Origin of the sequence: Mycetohabitans endofungorum, assembly GCF_002927045.1 — a bacterium.
In the GTDB taxonomy this organism is placed as follows: domain Bacteria; phylum Pseudomonadota; class Gammaproteobacteria; order Burkholderiales; family Burkholderiaceae; genus Mycetohabitans; species Mycetohabitans endofungorum.
In genome coordinates, this window is the sequence record NZ_PRDW01000001.1 from 162,166 (window position 1) to 180,979 (window position 18,814).

Genomic DNA, 18,814 nt, shown 5'->3' on the forward strand with positions numbered 1-18,814 from the left:
AATGCGCGAACCCTGGCTGAAGATGTGCGGATCTGCACGTCTGACGATTCACCATGAGCGAACACTCGACTCCTCGCGTCGAATTCGCGGCTGCCGCCCCTGTGGCGCAAGGCGCGGCGCCTGCGCCGCCGGCCGCCGACGCCTCATCCGGCAAGCCGCGGCCCGAGGCCGAAACGGCGGGCGGTGTGCCGTTGGGCGTGCCGCCCAAGGATCCCTATCAAACGGTGCCCGACTTCGGCGCGTCCTCTTATCCGCCGCCGCAGGCGTATGCGCGCGAGCCGGCGTCGCGGCCCAATTACCTGAAACAGTCCGATTCGGCGTGGAGCGTGTTCGGGCGCATCATCGCCGCGCGTGCGCGGCAACTATTCGACCGTGCAGGCCAGCGCATTACACAGCGCACGCTGCGCATCGGGGTGTCGGCGCGCATCTTCCATCCCGAGCCGGGCGGCAAGGGTTTGCGCGGCAAGACGCTGCAATACCTGGAAGAGTCCGTCGCACATTGGGTGATGTCGCGCGACGTGCTCGTGATGATGATCCCCACGGTCGGACATGCCGGCAGGCTGCATCCTAGCAACATCAGGCTGCGCGATTATGCTCGTCACTTGGATGGCCTGGTGCTGCAAGGCGGCGCCGACGTGTCGCCGCAAACCTATGCAGACAGTAGTGACGCGCGGCCCGAGTGGCCGGGCGACTGCGTGCGGGACATGTACGAGCTGGAGCTGCTGCACGAATTCATCGAGTCGGGCAAGCCGGTGCTGGGCATTTGCCGGGGTTGTCAATTGATCAACGTCGCGTTCGGCGGCACGCTGTACCAGGATATTGCCACCGACCTGCCCGACGCCGTGCCCCATGTGAACGAGGAATACGACCGGCATCGTCATGCCATCCTATTCCCGGAAGGTTCGACGCTGGCCAGCATGTTCCCTGGCAAGCGCGACGCGCTGGTCAACTCGATTCACCACCAGGCGGTGAGGACCGTCGGGCGTGACCTGAACGTCGAGGCGATCTCGGCCGACGATGGCCTGGTGGAGGCCGTGCGCTATCGCCGCTCGCCGTTCGTCGTCGGCGTCCAGTGGCATCCCGAATTCCACCGGGCGGGCGGCGCCGAGCTACTCGACTGCACGCCGCTGCTCGATACGTTCCTGCGCGCGGCGCGCGAGACCCGCTTCTAACTGTCGATGTTTTCCCTCAGGAGGCCAGATGACTGCGACAACCGTGTCAGAATCGAAAGCGCGTGCCGTATTCCGCGTGACCAGCGGCAATTTCCTGGAGATGTACGACTTCATGGTCTACGGCTACTATGCGTCGGCGATCGCGAAGACGTACTTCCCGGCTGGCAGTGCGTTCGCGTCGCTGATGCTGTCGTTGTCGGTGTTCGGCGCCGGCTTCCTAATGCGCCCGCTCGGGGCGATCGTGTTAGGGGCGTACATCGACCATCATGGGCGCCGCAAGGGCCTCTTCTTGACTTTGTCGCTGATGGCGGTCGGGACCGCGGCAGTGGCGCTCGTGCCCGGCTACGCGACGATCGGGCTTGCAGCACCGGCGCTGGTGCTGGCCGGCAGGCTGCTGCAAGGCTTCTCCGCCGGGGTCGAGCTCGGTGGCGTATCGGTCTATCTGGCGGAGATTGCGACCAAGGGGCGCAAGGGCTTCTACTGCGCGTGGCAGTCGGGCAGCCAGCAGGTGGCGGTGGTCTTCGCCGCGTTGCTCGGCGTGGTCCTGAACCGCGTATTGCCGGCCGACCAAATGGGGGAGTGGGGCTGGCGGGTACCCTTCCTGGTGGGTTGCCTGATCGTTCCGTTTCTGTTCCTGATCCGGCGATCGCTGACGGAGACGGACGAGTTTCTAGCGCGCAAGCATCGCCCGACGATGGGCGAGATCTTCGCATCGATGGTCGCGAACTGGCGCACGGTGATCGCCGGCATGGGCCTGGTCATCATGACCACGGTGTCTTTTTATCTGATCACCGCGTACACACCCACCTTCGGCAAGGAGGTGCTCAAGCTGTCCGCTGTAGATACGCTCGTGGTGACGATTTGCATCGGCCTGTCGAACTTGTTCTGGCTGCCGGTCAGTGGCGCGCTGTCGGACCGGATCGGGCGCCGCGCGGTATTGGTCGCGTTCACGCTGATCGCACTGGTGAGCGCATATCCGGCGATGCAATGGCTGGTCGCGCATCCATCGTTCGAGCGGCTGCTGGCGGTGCAGCTGTGGCTCTCGTTCATCTACGCATGCTATAACGGCGCAATGGTGGCCGGCTTGACCGAGGTGATGCCCGCTGACGTCCGTACCGCCGGGTTTTCGCTCGCGTACAGCCTGGCCACGACCATCGGCGGCTTCACGCCGGCGATCTCGACTTACCTGATCCATGAGACCGGCAACAAGGCGGCGCCGGGTCTGTGGATGACGGCCGCTGCACTGTGCGGCCTGATCGCGACGCTGGTCCTGTACCGCAGCGAGGCGGCGCGCAACCGGTACAAGCTGGCGTAGGTGCGTTTCTTGCTGCTGCGTTGCGGCATGGGAAGCGCCGCCGAATAGCCTAAACTGAACCGAACAACAGTGACGGAGCGCAGCATGGCCCATTCTTCGCTACAGCCACCGCAGGTGCTGATCGTGGGCGCCGGCCCGACGGGACTGGCTGCCGCGATGAGCCTGGCACGCGCGGGTATTGCGCTACGCGTCATCGACCGCGCGCCGTGTCCTGCAACCACGTCCCGCGCGATCGGGATCCAGGCGCGTACGCTTGAATTGTTCGAATTGCATCGCGTGGTGGAGCCGTTCATCGAGATCGGGCATCGGGGTCGCGCCGCCCATCTGTACTCGAACGGGCAAACGCTGCTGCGGCTCGATTTCGACCCGCTGCAGACCCGCTATCCTTACCTACTGTTCGTCGACCAGTCGCAGACGGAGTGCATTCTTGCTGAACATCTGCACACATTCGGCGTAGACATCGAGCGCGGCGTCGAGCTGATCGGGCTGCAACAGGACGCAGCGGGAGTTGACGCGACACTACGGCTGCCCGATGGGCGCGTGCAAACGCAGCGGGTACGGTATCTGGTCGGCGCCGACGGTGCGCACAGCACGGTGCGCCACTTACTGGGCGGCGCGTTCGCTGGCGAAACGCTGGCGCAGTCCTTCCTGCTGGCGGATCTGCGTGTGGATTGGGCATTGCCGGTCGACGAATTCCAATTATTTGCTAGCGCCGAAGGATTGGCAGGGATCTTTCCGCTGGGCGGTGATCGCTACCGGCTGATCGCGGACCGGCCGCCGGTCGGCGCGGCGCATCAGGCCGCGGTGCGCATCGGGTTGCTCCATCCTGCATCGTCGCCGGCTGTCGGAGCGGGCGCACAGCCCGAAGGCCGTCCCGCTGGGGACCGCCTGGCACAGGTCGGTGACGTCGAAGATTGGGGGCGCGACACGGACGACAACAACGCCGGCCCCTCGCTCGATGAATGCCAGCAGTGGGTCGAGCGCCGCATCCATGTGCCGGTGCGGCTGTCGCAACTGGCGTGGTCTTCGTATTACCATATTCACAGCCGGATGGTGGAGCGGCTGCGCACCGGCAACGTATTCCTGGCCGGAGACGCCGCGCACGTGCATAGCCCGGCAGGTGCGCAGGGGATGAACACCGGGATCCATGAGGCGCTGAACTTAGGTTGGAAACTGGCGCAGGTACTCAACGGTGGCGCTCCGGATCACTTGCTCGATACGTACTATCTCGAACGCAATCCGATTGAGCGCGGCGTGTTGCGGCAGACCCGCTTCGCTACGCACCTGGTCGAGGCCGATCACGGCGTGCTGCGGCTCGTGCGTGACCAGCTGATGCCGCTAATCGCGTCGCTCGGACCGGTTCGTGATGCGGCGCGGCGCGCCGTGAGCGAGCTTGCGGTTCAGTACCGGCGCAGTCCGCTGACGTTGGAGCGCCCGCTCGACGGAGGCGTGCGCGCTGGCGAGCGGGCGCCGGACGCATTGGTGCACGTGATGGATGGCCCGCTCGGTCAGGCGCCGTATGTGGCCCGACTGTTCGACTTGTACGATCCGGCGAACTTTACTTTGCTGGTGATTGCGTCGGCCGACGATGACGAGCCGAGTGCAGGCGAGGAGGCCGGCGCCCTGGGCAGCTTTGCCGCCAAGATCGAGGCATTGCTTCGTGCACGCGTACGTACATGGCGGGTGAGCGATACGCAACAGCCGTGCGATGCATCGGACGAGACCGCCTCGTCGTTGGCCTTTAGCTACGGACGCACGCGCCCGTGCTTCTACCTAGTTCGCCCGGACGGCTACGTTGCGGCCCGCGGACGGCTGCTGAGCGACGCTCCCGCGCTGCTGCGCTATTGCGAGGATTGGTTTGGCGCGCTGCCGCAAACGCAGCGTGCGCGTGAAACGACGGTGGCATCGACCCGTTAGCGGCTAGCGGCGAAGCCATGCGACGCTGGCCAGCCCGGCCAGCGTCATCAGTACCGAGCCAGCGAGATGGATCGCGGCCTCGCCGACGGCCCAGCCGATGCGTCCGGCCTGCAGATGCGCGGTGATTTCGGCGGAGAAGGTCGAAAATGTCGACAAGCCGCCCATCAATCCGGTGATGACGAACAGCCGCCACTGTGGCGCGAGATCCGCATGTTTGCCGAAGTACGCAATGGACACGCCTATCACATAGCCGGCGATCAGATTCGAGGCGAGCGTGCCGAGCGGCAACGCGGGAAGCAGGTTGTTGTAGCGAGTGCTGAGCGCCCAGCGCAGCAGGGAGCCGAGCGCGCCGCCTAGCGCGACTGCGGCCATTGATGAAAGCATTGCGGGTTCCATTCGGGCGCTGCCCGGTAGACTAAATCCCGGATTTTAGCGAACTGCGATGGGCGCGCGTCATGCCGGCGCGGTGGCCGGCATTAACCTGTCGCGATAGCGCACAAGGGCCTCGCGCGCGACCGGCATCAACGCGTCCAATGCCGGATCCACGCCGCGATCGAACGCGTCGAGCAGCGTGCGCCGCATGCGCGGCTCCCAAAAGCGCGTCAGGTGATCGGCGATACCTTCGAGCGCGGCGTGCCGATCGGGCATCGACTCGAAGAACTCTCCAATGCGGTTGACCATGTCGACCAGATTGTGCAGCGGCATTGCCATCGTCGATTCCTCTTCCTACTTGGCCGTCGCGACGCTCGATGCGTCCAGCAGGGTACGTTCGTTAAGCAGCGCCAGTTGCCGGTCGCTGAAGCTGGCATAGCGCTGCTGCCAATCCGACAACTGCCCGACCACCGGCGTGACCTGCACCGCGGTCACCTTGTACTCCGGGCAATTGGTCGCCCAGTCGGACGAGTCGGTGGTCACCACGTTAGCGCCGGATTCCGGAAAGTGGAACGTCGTATAGACGACACCAGGCTGCATCCGCGTGGTCACCTGCGCGCGCAGTACCGTGTGTCCCGCGCGCGACGCGATGCCGACCCAGTCGCCGCTCTTGATTCCCCGGTCCTCTGCGTCTACCGGGTGGATCTCCAACCGATCCTCTTCATGCCAGCGCGAATTGTCCGTGCGACGGGTCTGCGCGCCGACGTTGTACTGTGACAGGATCCGGCCCGTGGTCAGCAACAGCGGGAACCGGCGGGTGACCTTTTCGCGCGTCGGGATGAACTGCGTGATCACGAAGCGTCCCTTGCCGCGCACAAAGGTGCCCACGTGCATGGTCGGGGTGCCGTCCGGCGCCGCTTCATTGCATGGCCACTGGATGCTGCCCAGTTCGTCCAACCGCGCGTACGATACGCCGTGGAAGGTGGGCGTGAGCCGCGCGATTTCGTCCATGATCTGGCTCGGATGGGAATAATCCATCGCGTAGCCGAGCTTGCCGGCCAGTTTGATCGTCACCTGCCAGTCGGCCATGCCGGGCAGCGGGGGCATCACCTGCCGCACGCGGGAAATCCGGCGCTCCGCATTCGTGAACGTGCCGTCCTTTTCCAGGAACGATGTGCCCGGCAGGAAAACGTGCGCGTACTTGGCCGTTTCGTTCAGGAAAATATCCTGCACGACGATGCACTCCATCGACGACAGCGCCGCGGCGACATGCTGCGTGTTCGGGTCCGACTGCACGATGTCCTCGCCCTGGCAATACAGGCCCTTGAACGTGCCGCTCAGCGCGGCGTCGAACATGTTCGGAATGCGCAGACCCGGCTCGGGCTGCAGCGTGACGTTCCAAGCGGCCTCGAACAGGCTGCGCGTGGCGGCGTCACCGATATGTCGGTAGCCCGGCAACTCATGCGGGAACGAGCCCATGTCGCAGGAGCCCTGCACGTTATTCTGCCCGCGCAGCGGGTTGACACCAACGCCTTCGCGGCCGAGGTTGCCGGTGGCCATCGCCAGGTTTGCGATGCCCATCACCATCGTGGAGCCCTGCGAATGCTCGGTGACGCCCAACCCGTAATAAATCGCCGCATTGCCGCCGGTGGCATACAGCCGAGCGGCTTCGCGCACCTGCGCTGCCGGCACACCGGTGATCGACTCGGTGGCTTCCGGCGCGTTCTGCGGCTGGGCCGCGAAATCCCGCCATTGCTCGAATGCGAGCGGCTCGCACCGCTGGGCGATGAAGGCCGTGTCGAGCAGGCCTTCGGTGACGATCACATGCGCGAACGCATTGATGATCGCGACGTTCGTGCCGGGGCGCACTGGCAGATGATACTGCGCGTTGACGTGCGGCCCGTGGACCAGATCGATGCGGCGCGGGTCGATGACGATCAGCTTCGCGCCTTCGCGCAGGCGCCGCTTGAGCCGTGAGCCGAATACCGGATGGCCATCGGTCGGGTTGGCGCCGATCACCATGATCACGTCGCTATGCGCGACCGATGCGAAGGTCTGCGTGCCGGCCGATTCGCCAAGCGTGGTCTTCAGACCGTAGCCGGTCGGCGAGTGACACACGCGGGCGCAGGTGTCGACGTTGTTGTTGCCAAATGCCGCCCGCACGAGTTTTTGCACTAGGTACGTCTCTTCGTTCGTGCATCGTGACGATGTGATGCCGCCGATCGAGTTGCGTCCGTACTTATCTTGGATGCGCCGGAACGCACTGGCCGCGTAGTCCAGCGCCTCGTCCCAGCTGACTTCGCGCCACGGCGCGTCGATCGACGCGCGGATCATTGGGCGCGTGATGCGGTCGCGGTGTGTCGCATAGCCCCATGCAAAGCGCCCCTTCACGCAAGCATGGCCTTCGTTGGCGCGGCCGTCCTTGTGTGGCACCATTCGCACCACCTGATTGCCCTTCATCTCGGCCTTTAGCGAACAGCCGACACCACAATAGGCACAGGTTGTGACGACGGCATGCTCCGGTTGGCCCAGCTCAGCAATCGACTTCTCGTGCAACGTCGCGGTCGGGCAGGCGGCCACGCACGCCCCACACGAGACACACTCCGAGGCCATGAACGAGACGCCTTCGCTTGCTGCGACGCGCGACTCAAAGCCGCGTCCGGCGATAGTCAGCGCAAAGGTGCCTTGCGTTTGCTCGCACGCGCGCACGCATCGGTTGCATACGATGCACTTGCTGGCGTCATAAGTGAAGTACGGGTTCGATTCGTCCTTCGCGTCGCGCAGGTGATTGGCGCCATCGTAGCCGTAGCGAACCTCGCGCAGCCCTACGACGCCCGCCATGTCCTGCAACTCGCACCGCCCGTTGGACGGGCACGTCAGGCAGTCCAACGGGTGATCGGAAATATACAGCTCCATCACGTTGCGGCGCAGCGCCTGCAGCTTGTCGCTCTGCGTGCGTACCTTCATGCCCGGCTCGACCGGCGTCGTGCAAGAGGCCGGATAACCCCGGCGGCCTTCGATCTCGACCAGGCACAGCCGGCACGAGCCGAACGCCTCCAGAGAATCGGTCGCGCACAGTTTCGGCACGCGAATGCCGGCGTGAATCGCCGCGCGCATGACAGAGGTGCCTGCCGGCACGTCCACCTGCACGCCGTCGATCTGCAGCGACACGCTTGGGCCGTGGCGTGCCGGCGTACCGAAATCGACGTCGTCCAGCGGCACGTTGTTCGCGCGGCAGGCGCACGATCCGGATCCGCACCCACCATGAAGGCCATCCTGGCTCATGTCATTCATTGTCTGCTCCTGCGCGTCGTGCGAAGCGGCGCGCGTGTGTCATCATGCCGCGGCGCTGCGCTCAGGCTCGTATGGCGCGTCGCCGCCGGCGGCCACGAGGCCGAAGTCTTCGGGAAAATGGTCCAGCGCGGACAGCACCGGGTAGGGGGTCATCCCGCCCATCGCGCACAGCGAGCCGTGCAGCATCGTGTCGCACAACTCGCGCAGCAACGTCACGTGGCGCGTGCGCGCGTGCGCGTCCTGCTCCGGTGCCCGGAGCCTGTCGATGACCTCCGCGCCGCGCGTGGAGCCGATCCGGCACGGCGTGCACTTGCCGCACGATTCGAGCGCGCAGAAGTGCATCGCGTAACGCGCCAGCTCGGCCAGGTTGGCGGTGTCGTCGTGGACCACAATACCGCCGTGGCCCACAACGGCGCCGATCGCCGCATAGGCTTCGTAGTCCAGCGGCACGTCCCACTGGCTCGGCGGCAGATAGGTGCCGAGTGGACCGCCGACCTGGATCGCGCGCGCAGGGCGTCCGCTTGCCGTGCCGCCTCCGAATTCGAACACCAGTTCGCGCAGCGTGACGCCGAACGCGAGTTCGACCAGCCCGCCGCGCTGTACATTGCCGGCGAGCTGGAACGGCAGCGTGCCGCGCGAGCGCCCCATGCCGAAGTCCCGGTAGAACGCATCGCCGCGCGCGAAAATGATCGGCACGGACGCCAGGGTGATCACGTTGTTGATCACCGTCGGCTTACCCCGGTAGCCGGCCAACGCGGGCAGCGGTGGCTTGGCGCGCACGATGCCGCGCCGGCCTTCGAGCGATTCGAGCAGCGCCGTCTCCTCGCCGCAGACGTACGCGCCGGCGCCCTTCGCGACGAATAGATCGAAGGCCCGACCGGAGCCCAGCACGTCTGGGCCGAGCCAGCCGGCGGCGCGCGCACGGGCGATCGCCGCGTTCAATCGCGCGATCGCCAACGGGTATTCGCTGCGCACGTAGAGGTGGCCTTGCGTCGCGCCGGTCGACACGCCGGCGATAATCATGCCTTCGATCAAGCCGAATGGATCGCATTCCATCGACAGGCGGTCCGAGAATGTGCCGCTGTCACCTTCGTCCGCGTTGCAGACCACGTATTTTTGGTCTGCCTGGGCTTGCAGTACCGTGCGCCATTTGATGCCTGCCGGAAACGCGGCGCCGCCGCGTCCGCGCAGTCCGGCGTCAATCAGTAACTGGCAGGCGGCGGCCGGCGCCATCTGCAATGCGCGGCGCAGGCCTTGCAGGCCACCGTGCGCCACATAGTCGTCGATCGACAGCGGATCGACGATGCCGATCCGGGAAAAGGTTAATCGCTGCTGCTTGTTCAGGTACGGGATGGCCTCGACGAGGCCGACGCATTTCGGATGAGCCGCTGCCCGCGCCTGCGCCGCCTCGTTATCGGCGTGCCAACCCGAGTCGAACAACGCGTCGATGTCTTCCAGCGCAACGTTGGCATAACCGATGCGGCCGGCGGCCGTGCCGACCTCCACGAGTGGCTCCAACCAGGACAGTCCCCGCGAGCCGTTGCGTACCAATTCAATGTCGAGTGCGCGCCGCGCGGCTCGTTCGGCGATGGCCTGCGCGAGTTCGTCTGCTCCGAGCGCGATCGCGGTCGTATCGGACGGCACGTGGATGCGAATCGCCATCAGCGTGCTCCCGATCGCGCGTCGCCGATCGCCGCGGCGAGCGCTGTATCGAACTTCGCCGGCGTGACGTGGGCATAGGGCTTGCCATTGACCATCATCGCCGGCGACGTGCTGCACAAGCCCAGGCAGTACACGGATTGTAGCTCGACCGCTGGGTGGTTATCGGCCCGCGGCGTGGCGCTGGCCGATGCCGGCGGCGCAACGCGATGGTCGTCGCCGTGGTGACACGCATCGAAGCGGCGACCCGTGTGGGTCTCGGCATGCCGCGCCAGCGATTCGCTGCCCATCGCGCGACAGGATTCGGCGCGGCATAGGTGGACGGTCACGGGGGCCGGCGGCGACGTGCGGAAGTGATGGTAGTACGTGATCACGCCGTGGACTTCGGCGCGCGATAAGTTCATTGCGTGGGCAAGCGGGGCGATGACACCGTCGGGGATGTAACCGACGTCGTCCTGGATCGCGTGCAAGACGCTTAATAGTGAATGTCCCGGTACGGCGCGCGCTGCCGCACCAGTGTGGTGCGCGACAAGCCGGGCTGCCGCGTCCGGCGCCAATGTGGCGCCCGTTGTGTGGCCGGTAGCGGGTTCTGCCAAGGGGCCTCCGATCGGGGGTAGTATATGATTTATAGCTTCATATACCGTTCGTTGGATTAACGTTGTTTCCGAACGTTAGACGTTGCTGCTGTCGATTTCAATAGGAAAGTAAATTGCATATGAGCATGCCCAGGATCGAAGCAGTGTCCGAATGGCGGATTACAGGTACCGATCAGCCGGGCGTGCGCTTGTCGGACGTGATTCTGCTGCTGACGCAACTGGTCGAGCTAGGCAGTATTGCGAGCGCGGCGCAGGCGCTCGGTCTCTCGTACCGGCACGCATGGGGCGTGCTGCGCGCGGCCGAACAGCGCCTGGGCGGTCCATTGCTCGTCAAGGTTCGGGGCCAGGGTTCGCTGCTGTCGCCGCTCGGCGAAAAACTACTGTGGGCCGAACGCGTGCGTATCGAACGGCTGGGGCCGCTCGCGCAGTCGCTCGGCGTCGAAGTCACCGATGAAATCCGGCGACTGTTGGCCCCAGCGCGGCGCGATGTGCGGATTCACGCATCACACGGGTATGCCGTCGCGGCCCTCGTACAAGCGCTCGCCGAAGGCGGCACCCCGGTGGAGATTCGGTATCGGGACAGTGCGGATGCCGTCGCGTCGTTGTCGCGCGGCGAATGCGACCTGGCCGGGTTCCACTTGCCGATTGGGCCGTTCCGCGCAGTATGCGCGGCTGTCTACCGACCATGGCTGGACGACAGGCGTCACGTGCTGATTCACCTGGCTCGCCGCAAGCAGGGGTTGTTCGTGCCGAAGGGCAATCCAGAACACATCGGCGGCCTCGTCGACCTGTCCCGCGAAGGCTTGCGCTTTGTCAATCGCCAGCCGGGTTCCGGCACGCGAATGCTGCTCGAGCTGATGTTGCGCGATATCGGTGTCGATCCGACGCGCATCAACGGTTACGCGTCAACCGAACTGACGCATTCGGCGATCGCGGCGTTCGTGGCGAGCGGCAAGGCCGATGTCGGGTTCGGCGTCCAGCCGGCGGCTGCGTATTTCGGGCTGGACTTCGTTCCGATCGTCGATGAGGATTACTACTTCGCGTGCGAGCAAGCCTCGCTTGATATGGCACCGTTATTGGCGATTGTCGACGTGCTGCGCGACGACGCGTTCAAGGGCGCGGTGGCGCGGCTGCACGGATACGATGCCGCGCGTTGCGGCGACTGCGTCCCGATTCAGGAAGGGGTGGGGCCGCGGCATTCTATTCGGTTTTCTGATTATTGACAGAGCGTCAGGACGGCGGTGAGCGGGGCCTTCGCGCACGGCAATATGTGATCGTGTACCTGAATAGCCCGAGTCGTGCATTGATGTAGTGTGCGGATTCAGCACGATAGAAGGATGTCAAGCGCTATGACGAAAGTGTACTCACCGCAGCAGATTTCCGTGACAGACTTGCCGATGGACATCGGCTTGGATCGTTTGTTAAACATTAAAGATACGGATTCGCTATCACCGAAGAGTCGGAGCAGGGCGCCAAGTACTGGGCGGCCGGGTGAGCTGGCAGGCCTGCGTTCCCGGCATCGCGGAAACGAAGAGTCGAGCGAGGTGACGCGTTCGCCTGCTGAATCGAGCAGGCAATCCTTCGAAAGTACGAGTTCACCGAAGCTGAGGAGCCGGTTCGTTGAGCTACTATCTACCAAAGAGGAAAAGACTTGGTCTCAAAAAGCTGAGAACTTGAAGCAAAAAACGGCTGTGGAGCCGTTTGTTAATCATCTGGGCGTTGGGGAGGCAAAGTCAAAGACGGCTACGGCGCGGTTTGCCGATCATCTCGCAGGAGAGGACGCGAAGCTAAAGACGGATGTCAAACGATTCATTGATCATCTTGCCAAGGGAATCGATGCGCAAGCCGATTTGATGATCAAACTTGTCGATGAGGCCATTAGCGGCTGGGATAAGTATGCGAAGCATGACGTCCAACCCGAGGCGCCTAAGCAGTCGGGTAAACGCCGTCGAGGAACCTTCAGCAGCTTGGCCAGCTCGCTCCAAAGCATAGGGCGACGACGCTCTAGCTCGACCCAATCGATGGAGCTAAACAACCAAACCGTGCCAGGTGTTGCTGCCGCGGCGGTGAATACAACGCCCGCTTCGTCAGCGAAGCAGCAGTCCAAGCTTCGTACGCGCAGCGCGTCGGTAGACAATTTTCGCAACGGTTTTTCGACATTGACGAGAAAACTTAGTGTGAAGCGCCGTAAGTCGATGTCGGATACCGTCGTCACCTCGCGCCCCGCCGATGAGTCGTCTGTCCCGCCGATCCCCACGCTGCCGGACCACGTCAAGGCACGCAAGCCTAAGCGCTGATTCAGCGGTTACCTAACCCGGCTTAAAACGGCCACACGCCCGAGGGCTCGGCCGTGCGGCAATACGTCGCCGCGACGGCTGGCTTACCCTCGGCGCCGCCGCCCGGCCTACTTCCAATCGGACTGGCTCGCCGACACCAGCGCAGCCCAATCGTCTGGTGGGCGCCCGCGCTCCAGCATCCGTTAGAAGACGGCATACGGATCACTTTTGCTGCCGGAAGAGCGCAAGGTGTTTTCATCATTCACCCACGCGAAAATGATGATCCGGGTTTTCGAGTCGAACCGAAAAAACAACCGGAATCGTCGACCGATTTTTGCGCACCGCCAGTGCCGAAACTCAGCGCCTATGGTATTGCCTTGGCGGTATTCCTCGCGGTTCGGATCACTCGGCACGGCCTCGAATATCAACTTCGACAGTGCATCGAACAGCAGCCGGACGTTGGCGTTGGACTCGAAACCCTGCGGATCTTGCTGTTGCGCACGCTGAGTCGCAGCATGCAGTTTTACTAGCTGCTCAATTAAACATTCGTGAAAGAGCACATTCCACCCGTGACGCTGGATCACAGCGCCACATCGCCTTCAATGTCTGCGGCCAGGTCGACAAACTGGGGCAGTGTCGCCAGCATGGCTTGCACGAGATCGTTGGGCAAGGCGGTCAGGTGTCGCCCGTTTCGAATGTCTGTTTCCAGCAATGCCAAAAAGCTCCCGATGGCCGGATCTTCATGGGCAGAATCCTCGGCCCGGGTCACGATGACCTGCGAGCCGTGCAGGTCGAACGCCACCTTGCCGCCGTAGTCCACACCGAGCGCTTGGCGGATTGGCTTGGGTAGCGTGATCTGGCCTTGCCAGAAAACAACCGCTTGGTTGAACAACACCCAACCCATTGATTTAAATGAGCGTGAGACGTGTTGCCTGCGGGCTCTGGCAGTTTTTGGGGCGTAGAGGAAGGAGAGAGGCGTGGCGGAAGCACATAAGAAAAACCCAACCGAGCGTGGTTGGGGTTTTGAATATTGGTGGAGCCGGCGGGAATCGAACCCGCGTCCGCAAGCACTCTACAACCAGTTCTACATACTTAGTCCAGTCTTTTGCTTTAACCGCACCGACGCGGACGAACACGCTTCGCTACGGCGAGTCACTGAATTTTCGGCCCCGGCGCCGTGACTTCACCAGGGATTAGCTGACGTGAATGACCTCGCGCGGTCTTGCGACCCTAGCCCGTCAGCGAGCTAGTGCGAGGCAGGCCGGTGTTAAGCGGCCAGTGCGTACGTTTCGTCGTTCGCAGTTACTTAAGTCCCATTGATTTACGAGGTGACGGGTCCTCGGTATGCCCTGAATTGCTTCGCTACCCACGTCGAAACCAGGTCGGCCCCGAAAAGTAGACGACTATTGTCTCACAGAACGTCAGATGCGGTCGATGGGTCGGCTTTCAAGTGACGAACACGCCCCGCATACCGGGTCCGTATTACTCCGCCACGACTCCGAACAGGCGCTGCAGTTCCGTTGTCGTTTCAACTACGTGATCGGCCGCCCAATCGAACGGAGTGCCCTCGTTGCCGCAATAACCATAAGCCGCTGCGACGGTCATCATGCCGACCGCTGTGCCGGCTTCGATATCGCGCAGGTCATCGCCGACGTAGACCGCGCTGGTCGGTGCGATGCCGAGCCGCTGTGCGGCCAGTAGCAGCGGCTCGGCGGCCTGTTGCTGGTCAATGTCCATGGTCAAGACCCGATGCTGCCGCCAATGAACGAAAAGTTGCTTTGGGCCGAGTGCATGCGTGTGGAGCGGCTTGATCTGCAGTCGCTAAGTGCCGAAGTGTCGGACGAGATGGGGCGGCTCGTTATGCCGGCTCGACGCGATGTGCGGATTCATGCATCACAAGGGCATTCGGTCGCGGCATTGACGCAAATGCTGGCCGATGTACAGATGCCGATAAATGTTCGAATATCGAGACAGCGTGGATGCGATCGCGTCGTTGTCGCGCCGCGAGTGTGCCTGGCCGGTTTCCATTTGCCGGTAGGGGGATTTTGATCGACTTGGCCTGATGCTGCGCGACCTCGGTATCGATCCAACGTGCATCAACGGCACTCGTCCACTAGGCTCACTTACTCGGCGATTGCGGTATGCGTTGCAAGTGGCAAGGTCGATGTCGGATTCGGCGTGCAGCCGGCGGCTGTCTAATTGGGCGCGGAGTTCATACTAATAGTTAATAAAGACTCCTATTTTGATTGCTATGGGGATGCAGTTCATACGTCACCCTTGTCGATGACCGCCGTCCAGTTACGCAGTGATGCCTTTCGAGACATGCTTGCCTGACTGGAAGGATAGGATGTCCGCCGCTGCGGCAGTTGCGTGGTGGTTTATCAAGCGTTGGGAATTCGAGATTGAATTAGGGACGTTGCAGGTCATGAAAGAAATGCAGGATGTTCGTTTGTTTCGTCGATGCTGATGTGTGATCGCGTATGCGCCTCGATTGCCGGTGTCCTGGTGTAGTGTGAGTTTTTGCCACGAAATAGAGTTGTTTACACATAATATGACGATTCAGCAGAATTCACCGAGTCCCACCGGAGTGCTAAAGTACAACCAACAATCAAGCAGTGTCAGTGACTCGTCGACATTGGAAACAGACGATGCTGTGCCGTTAGCAAACCTGTATCGCCACCGGCTTACCGCCCCCAGCGCACGGCACGGGACAGGATTACTCGCGCAACTCAGGGAGGATCAGCGTACCGTTAAACCTAGGCAGTCGCCGGCGCAATTTATAGAGGAGCAATTCGCCCATGGAAACGTCCGTACTTCTAATGTAATTAGGTACATTAGGAATACGTACTCCCAATGGAATACACAGTATGCGAACGCAAATCTTGCAAAAGAGCCGCAGTCTGCAGAAGAGGCAGCAGATCGGTACTTCCATCAAGTCGAACCGATGCTTAATGTTAGATGGGAGGACGTGCGTGATTTTTTCAGTGCCACGTACCCCAGCCGCAACGATCAGACGCCAGAACCCATGAAAAGCTCGCAGCAGGACGTACCGGTGAGCGGCAATGCAACACCGGTCATGCGTCATCGCACCATCGAGCGCAGTCAATCGATGTCAAAGGTCTCGGAACGCACCCCTGTTTTGCCTGAAGCAACCCCGATGCCGCCGTTGCCCGAACGCCAGCGTCCGTCTTTGCTGAAGCGATGGTTCTCCAGCGTCTCGCTAAGCAAGCGTCATCGACGGCGTAACAACGTGTCGGCGTCGTGAAATATCGTTTGCGCGGTGATTCCGCCGCAGATGTTCTACTCCAACAGGCACTGCTAGAGCGTGTATTGGTGGAGCCGGCGGGAATCGAACCCGCGTCCGTAAGCACTCTACAACCAGTTCTACATACTTAGTCCAGTCTTTTGCTTTAACCGCACCGACGCGGACGAACACGCTTCGCTACGGCGAGTCACTGAATTTTCGGCCCCGGCGCCGTGACTTCACCAGGGATTAGCTGACGTGAATGACCTCGCGCGGTCTTGCGACCCTAGCCCGTCAGCGAGCTAGTGCGAGGCAGGCCGGTGTTAAGCGGCCAGTGCGTACGTTTCGTCGTTCGCAGTTACTTAAGTCCCATTGATTTACGAGGTGACGGGTCCTCGGTATGCCCTGAATTGCTTCGCTACCCACGTCGAAACCAGGTCGGCCCCGAAAGTAGACGCCTATTGTCTCACAGAATGTCAGATGCGGTCGATGGGTCGGCTTTCAAGTGACGAACACGCCCCGCATACCGGGTCCGTATTACTCCGCCACGACTCCGAACAGGCGCTGCAGTTCCGTTGTCGTTTCAACTACGTGATCGGCCGCCCAATCGAACGGAGTGCCCTCGTTGCCGCAATAACCATAAGCCGCTGCGACGGTCATCATGCCGACCGCTGTGCCGGCTTCGATATCGCGCAGGTCATCGCCGACGTAGACCGCGCTGGTCGGTGCGATGCCGAGCCGCTGTGCGGCCAGCAACAGCGGCGCAGGGTGGGGTTTCGGGTAAGGTGTGGTATCGCCGCCGATGACGCATCCGGCGGCGGCGCCCAGGCCCAGCCGGGCGACCAGCGGCAATGCCAGCCGTTCGATCTTGTTTGTGACAATGCCCCACTGAATGCCGCGCGCGGACAGTCCGTCAAGCAATGGACGAATGCCGTCGAATAGCGTCGTGTCAATGCAAAGATCGGCTTCGTAGTTGGCGAGAAACTCTTCTCGCATCGCGCTGAAATCGGGGTCGTGTGGCCCGATGCCGAATGCGCCGCCGAGCAGCCCGCGTGCACCGGCCGAGGCCAGCGGACGCAGCCTCTGCAGCGGCACCTCCGGCAAGCCGCGCACGCGGCGCATCTTGTTGACCGCCGCCGCCAGATCCGGCGCGGTATCGGCGATCGTGCCGTCCAAGTCGAACAAGACCGCGCGGCACGTCGCGAGCGCGGCGGCGGGCAACGAGGGGGACGACGAGAGAGTGTCTGTCATGTCATCGCGGTTCACGCGGTGCGTCGGCACGCGAGCATGTAATTGATGCGGGTATCTTCGGTTAGCTCAAAGCGCTGGCCGATCGGATGATAGGCTACCCCCTTGAACTCATGCGCGAGCAATCCGGCGTCACGAACGAACTTTGCGAGCTCCGATGGCTTGATGAAGCGCGTGTAGTCGTGCGTGCCCCGCGGCAGCATTTGCATCACGTATTCGGCGCCAATCACCGCGAATAAATAGGCCTTCAGGTTTCGGTTCAGCGTCGAGAAGAACACCCAGCCGCCTGGCTTCACCAACTGCGCGCAGGCGCGTACGATGCTCGCCGGCTGCGGGACGTGCTCCAGCATCTCCATGCAAGTGACCACGTCATAGGTCGCCGGCTCGCGATCGGCGAGTGCCTCCGCGGAGATTTCTTCATACTCGACGTTTGTCACGCCGCTCTCCAGGCTGTGCAGGTCGGCGACACCCAGTGCGTTCTCGGACAAATCGATTCCCTTGACCGACGCGGCGCCCAGTTGCGCGATCGACTCCGACAGGATGCCGCCACCGCAGCCGACGTCGAGCACCCGTTTGTCGAGCAAATGGGCGTGCGAGTCGATCCACGACAGTCGCAGCGGGTTCATGTCGTGAAGCGGCTTGAATTCGGCTTTGGGATCCCACCACCGATGAGCGAGATCGCTGAATTTCTGCAGTTCGTGTGGATCGGCGTTGGTCATGACGGGCAAGGCAGGGGCGGCAGCAAGGCGGCGCGGCGCGCCGCCGCAAACTGCTCGCGCGGCTAATAATTACCAGTATATCGGGCCGTTGGCGCGCCGGCAAAGCGGTGCCCGCGCGATTATGTCGCGACTGGCGTTGAGCGGAAAGTGCGGCGCCGTGGGTGACGCTCGGATGAGGGCGAAAAAAAGCCCTGCCGATGCAGGGCTAGTTATCTCGGTTGCGAGCGAGCTGACTTATTGCTGCGGCTGGCTCGATGTACCGACGGGTTGGCTCAACGTATCAACGGGTTGGCTCGTCGTACCGGCGGGTTGGCTCGACGTATCGACGGGCTGGCTCGTCGTACCGACGACTTCCACTTCCACACGGCGGTTCGGTGCCAGGCACGCGATCAACGCCTTGCGGTTCTTCTGGTTGCAGTCCGTCACGACCGGATTACGCTTGCCCTTGCCTTCCGTATAGATACGGTTGTCCGGGATGCCCTTGCTGACCAAATACGCCTTCACCGCTTGCGCACGGCGCAGCGACAGACGGTCGTTGTACTTGTCCGAGCCGATCTTGTCGGTGTAGCCCGTGGCGACGACCACTTCGAGGTTCAAGCCCTGGATCTTCGATGCCAGATCATCGAGCTTTTCCTTGCCGGCAGACTTCAGCACCGCCTTGTCGAAGTCGAACAGCGTGTCCGCCTGATAGGTGACCTTCTGGCTCGTGATGACCGGAGCCGGTACGACCGGCGGGGGAGCCGGCGGCGTCGGAGCCTGAACCACCAGCGCACCGTCGCACTTCGCGTTCGCGGTGGCCGGGGTCCAGAACGCATCGCGCCAGCAAAGCTCGCTCGTGCCGTTCATCCACACGTATTCGCCGGTGCCGTTTGCCCAGTTGTCGTTGGCAGCTTGTCGCGAAGCTGGCACCGACTGTGCCGATGCGGATGCAGCCATGACCGCGGTAGCTGCAATGAACGCGAGCTTTGAAAGTTTATTCATATTTCTCCTCTCGAAATTGAG

Annotated in this window: 14 protein-coding genes, 2 other RNA genes and 3 pseudogenes; 6 read left to right on the plus strand and 13 right to left on the minus strand. The window is 62.7% G+C overall.

Translation table 11 applies throughout. The features are described from left to right. Window positions 1-224: 224 nt before the first annotated feature. The 3 genes and pseudogenes from B0O95_RS00760 to B0O95_RS00770 all read left to right on the plus strand — a co-directional run. Window positions 225-1,172 (plus strand): annotated as a pseudogene (locus B0O95_RS00760) (gamma-glutamyl-gamma-aminobutyrate hydrolase family protein); the annotation flags it as partial. A gap of 28 nt (window positions 1,173-1,200) precedes the next feature. Continuing rightward, window positions 1,201-2,487 (plus strand): MFS transporter, encoded by a 1,287-nt coding sequence (gene tcuC / locus B0O95_RS00765; RefSeq protein ID WP_104076164.1) that lies wholly within the window; start codon window positions 1,201-1,203, stop codon window positions 2,485-2,487. Between the two features lie 84 nt (window positions 2,488-2,571). Further along, entirely contained in the window at window positions 2,572-4,404 is a 1,833-nt protein-coding gene (locus B0O95_RS00770; protein ID WP_104076165.1) for an FAD-dependent monooxygenase, read from the plus strand. A gap of 3 nt (window positions 4,405-4,407) precedes the next feature. Here B0O95_RS00770 and crcB read toward each other — a convergent pair whose 3' ends face one another. The 5 genes from crcB to B0O95_RS00795 all read right to left on the minus strand — a co-directional run bounded on the left by crcB (window position 4,408) and on the right by B0O95_RS00795 (window position 10,325). Next, window positions 4,408-4,788 (minus strand): fluoride efflux transporter CrcB, encoded by a 381-nt coding sequence (gene crcB, locus B0O95_RS00775; RefSeq protein ID WP_104076330.1) that lies wholly within the window; start codon window positions 4,786-4,788, stop codon window positions 4,408-4,410. 69 nt (window positions 4,789-4,857) lie between these two features. Next, the gene (locus B0O95_RS00780) at window positions 4,858-5,109 is read right to left on the minus strand and encodes a formate dehydrogenase subunit delta (RefSeq protein WP_104076331.1); all 252 of its coding nucleotides are present in this window, start codon (window positions 5,107-5,109) and stop codon (window positions 4,858-4,860) included. 21 nt (window positions 5,110-5,130) lie between these two features. Beyond that, a complete protein-coding gene (gene fdhF / locus B0O95_RS00785; protein WP_104076166.1) occupies window positions 5,131-8,070 on the minus strand; it encodes a formate dehydrogenase subunit alpha in 2,940 nt (979 codons plus the stop codon). A gap of 42 nt (window positions 8,071-8,112) precedes the next feature. Beyond that, window positions 8,113-9,732, minus strand: a complete 1,620-nt coding sequence (locus B0O95_RS00790) for an NADH-ubiquinone oxidoreductase-F iron-sulfur binding region domain-containing protein (RefSeq protein WP_104076167.1) — start codon at window positions 9,730-9,732, stop codon at window positions 8,113-8,115. Next, window positions 9,732-10,325: an NAD(P)H-dependent oxidoreductase subunit E gene (locus tag B0O95_RS00795; protein WP_370641732.1), complete on the minus strand. Its 594-nt coding sequence runs from the start codon at window positions 10,323-10,325 to the stop codon at window positions 9,732-9,734. The genes B0O95_RS00790 and B0O95_RS00795 overlap by 1 nt, the downstream gene beginning before the upstream one ends. 125 nt (window positions 10,326-10,450) lie before the next feature. Here B0O95_RS00795 and B0O95_RS00800 point away from each other — a divergent pair, with 125 nt between their 5' ends. Together B0O95_RS00800 and B0O95_RS00805 are read left to right on the plus strand one after the other, a co-directional pair. Beyond that, entirely contained in the window at window positions 10,451-11,548 is a 1,098-nt protein-coding gene (locus tag B0O95_RS00800) for a substrate-binding domain-containing protein (RefSeq protein ID WP_104076332.1), read from the plus strand. Window positions 11,549-11,674: 126 nt separating this feature from the next. Then, complete coding sequence (locus tag B0O95_RS00805; protein ID WP_146063946.1) at window positions 11,675-12,622, plus strand: hypothetical protein; 948 nt, start codon at window positions 11,675-11,677, stop codon at window positions 12,620-12,622. A 107-nt stretch (window positions 12,623-12,729) separates the two neighbouring features. Here B0O95_RS00805 and B0O95_RS00810 read toward each other — a convergent pair. From B0O95_RS00810 to B0O95_RS00825, 4 genes and pseudogenes are all read right to left on the minus strand, one after another. Then, window positions 12,730-13,182 (minus strand): annotated as a pseudogene (locus B0O95_RS00810) (type II toxin-antitoxin system YhaV family toxin). After that, window positions 13,182-13,505 (minus strand): type II toxin-antitoxin system PrlF family antitoxin, encoded by a 324-nt coding sequence (locus B0O95_RS00815; RefSeq protein WP_104076170.1) that lies wholly within the window; start codon window positions 13,503-13,505, stop codon window positions 13,182-13,184. Before B0O95_RS00815 ends, B0O95_RS00810 begins: the two are co-directional and overlap by 1 nt. A gap of 127 nt (window positions 13,506-13,632) precedes the next feature. Continuing rightward, window positions 13,633-13,991: a transfer-messenger RNA gene (gene ssrA, locus B0O95_RS00820) on the minus strand. Window positions 13,992-14,083: 92 nt separating this feature from the next. Continuing rightward, a pseudogene (locus B0O95_RS00825) lies at window positions 14,084-14,308 on the minus strand (HAD hydrolase-like protein); the annotation flags it as partial. Window positions 14,309-15,152: 844 nt separating this feature from the next. Here B0O95_RS00825 and B0O95_RS15735 point away from each other — a divergent pair. Next, window positions 15,153-15,866 (plus strand): hypothetical protein, encoded by a 714-nt coding sequence (locus tag B0O95_RS15735; RefSeq protein WP_158249430.1) that lies wholly within the window; start codon window positions 15,153-15,155, stop codon window positions 15,864-15,866. A 66-nt stretch (window positions 15,867-15,932) separates the two neighbouring features. On the opposite strand, the gene ssrA (B0O95_RS00840) is transcribed toward B0O95_RS15735, so the two are convergent. The 4 genes from ssrA (B0O95_RS00840) to ompA all read right to left on the minus strand — a co-directional run bounded on the left by ssrA (B0O95_RS00840) (window position 15,933) and on the right by ompA (window position 18,793). Further along, window positions 15,933-16,291: a transfer-messenger RNA gene (gene ssrA / locus B0O95_RS00840) on the minus strand. A gap of 91 nt (window positions 16,292-16,382) precedes the next feature. After that, window positions 16,383-17,096: an HAD family hydrolase gene (locus B0O95_RS00845; RefSeq protein WP_104076333.1), complete on the minus strand. Its 714-nt coding sequence runs from the start codon at window positions 17,094-17,096 to the stop codon at window positions 16,383-16,385. 11 nt (window positions 17,097-17,107) lie between these two features. Further along, window positions 17,108-17,812, minus strand: a complete 705-nt coding sequence (gene ubiG, locus B0O95_RS00850; protein ID WP_104076174.1) for a bifunctional 2-polyprenyl-6-hydroxyphenol methylase/3-demethylubiquinol 3-O-methyltransferase UbiG — start codon at window positions 17,810-17,812, stop codon at window positions 17,108-17,110. Window positions 17,813-18,046: 234 nt separating this feature from the next. Continuing rightward, on the minus strand, window positions 18,047-18,793 hold the full coding sequence (gene ompA / locus B0O95_RS00855; RefSeq protein ID WP_104076175.1) for an outer membrane protein OmpA: 747 nt from the start codon (window positions 18,791-18,793) through the stop codon (window positions 18,047-18,049). Between the last annotated feature and the right edge of the window lie 21 nt (window positions 18,794-18,814).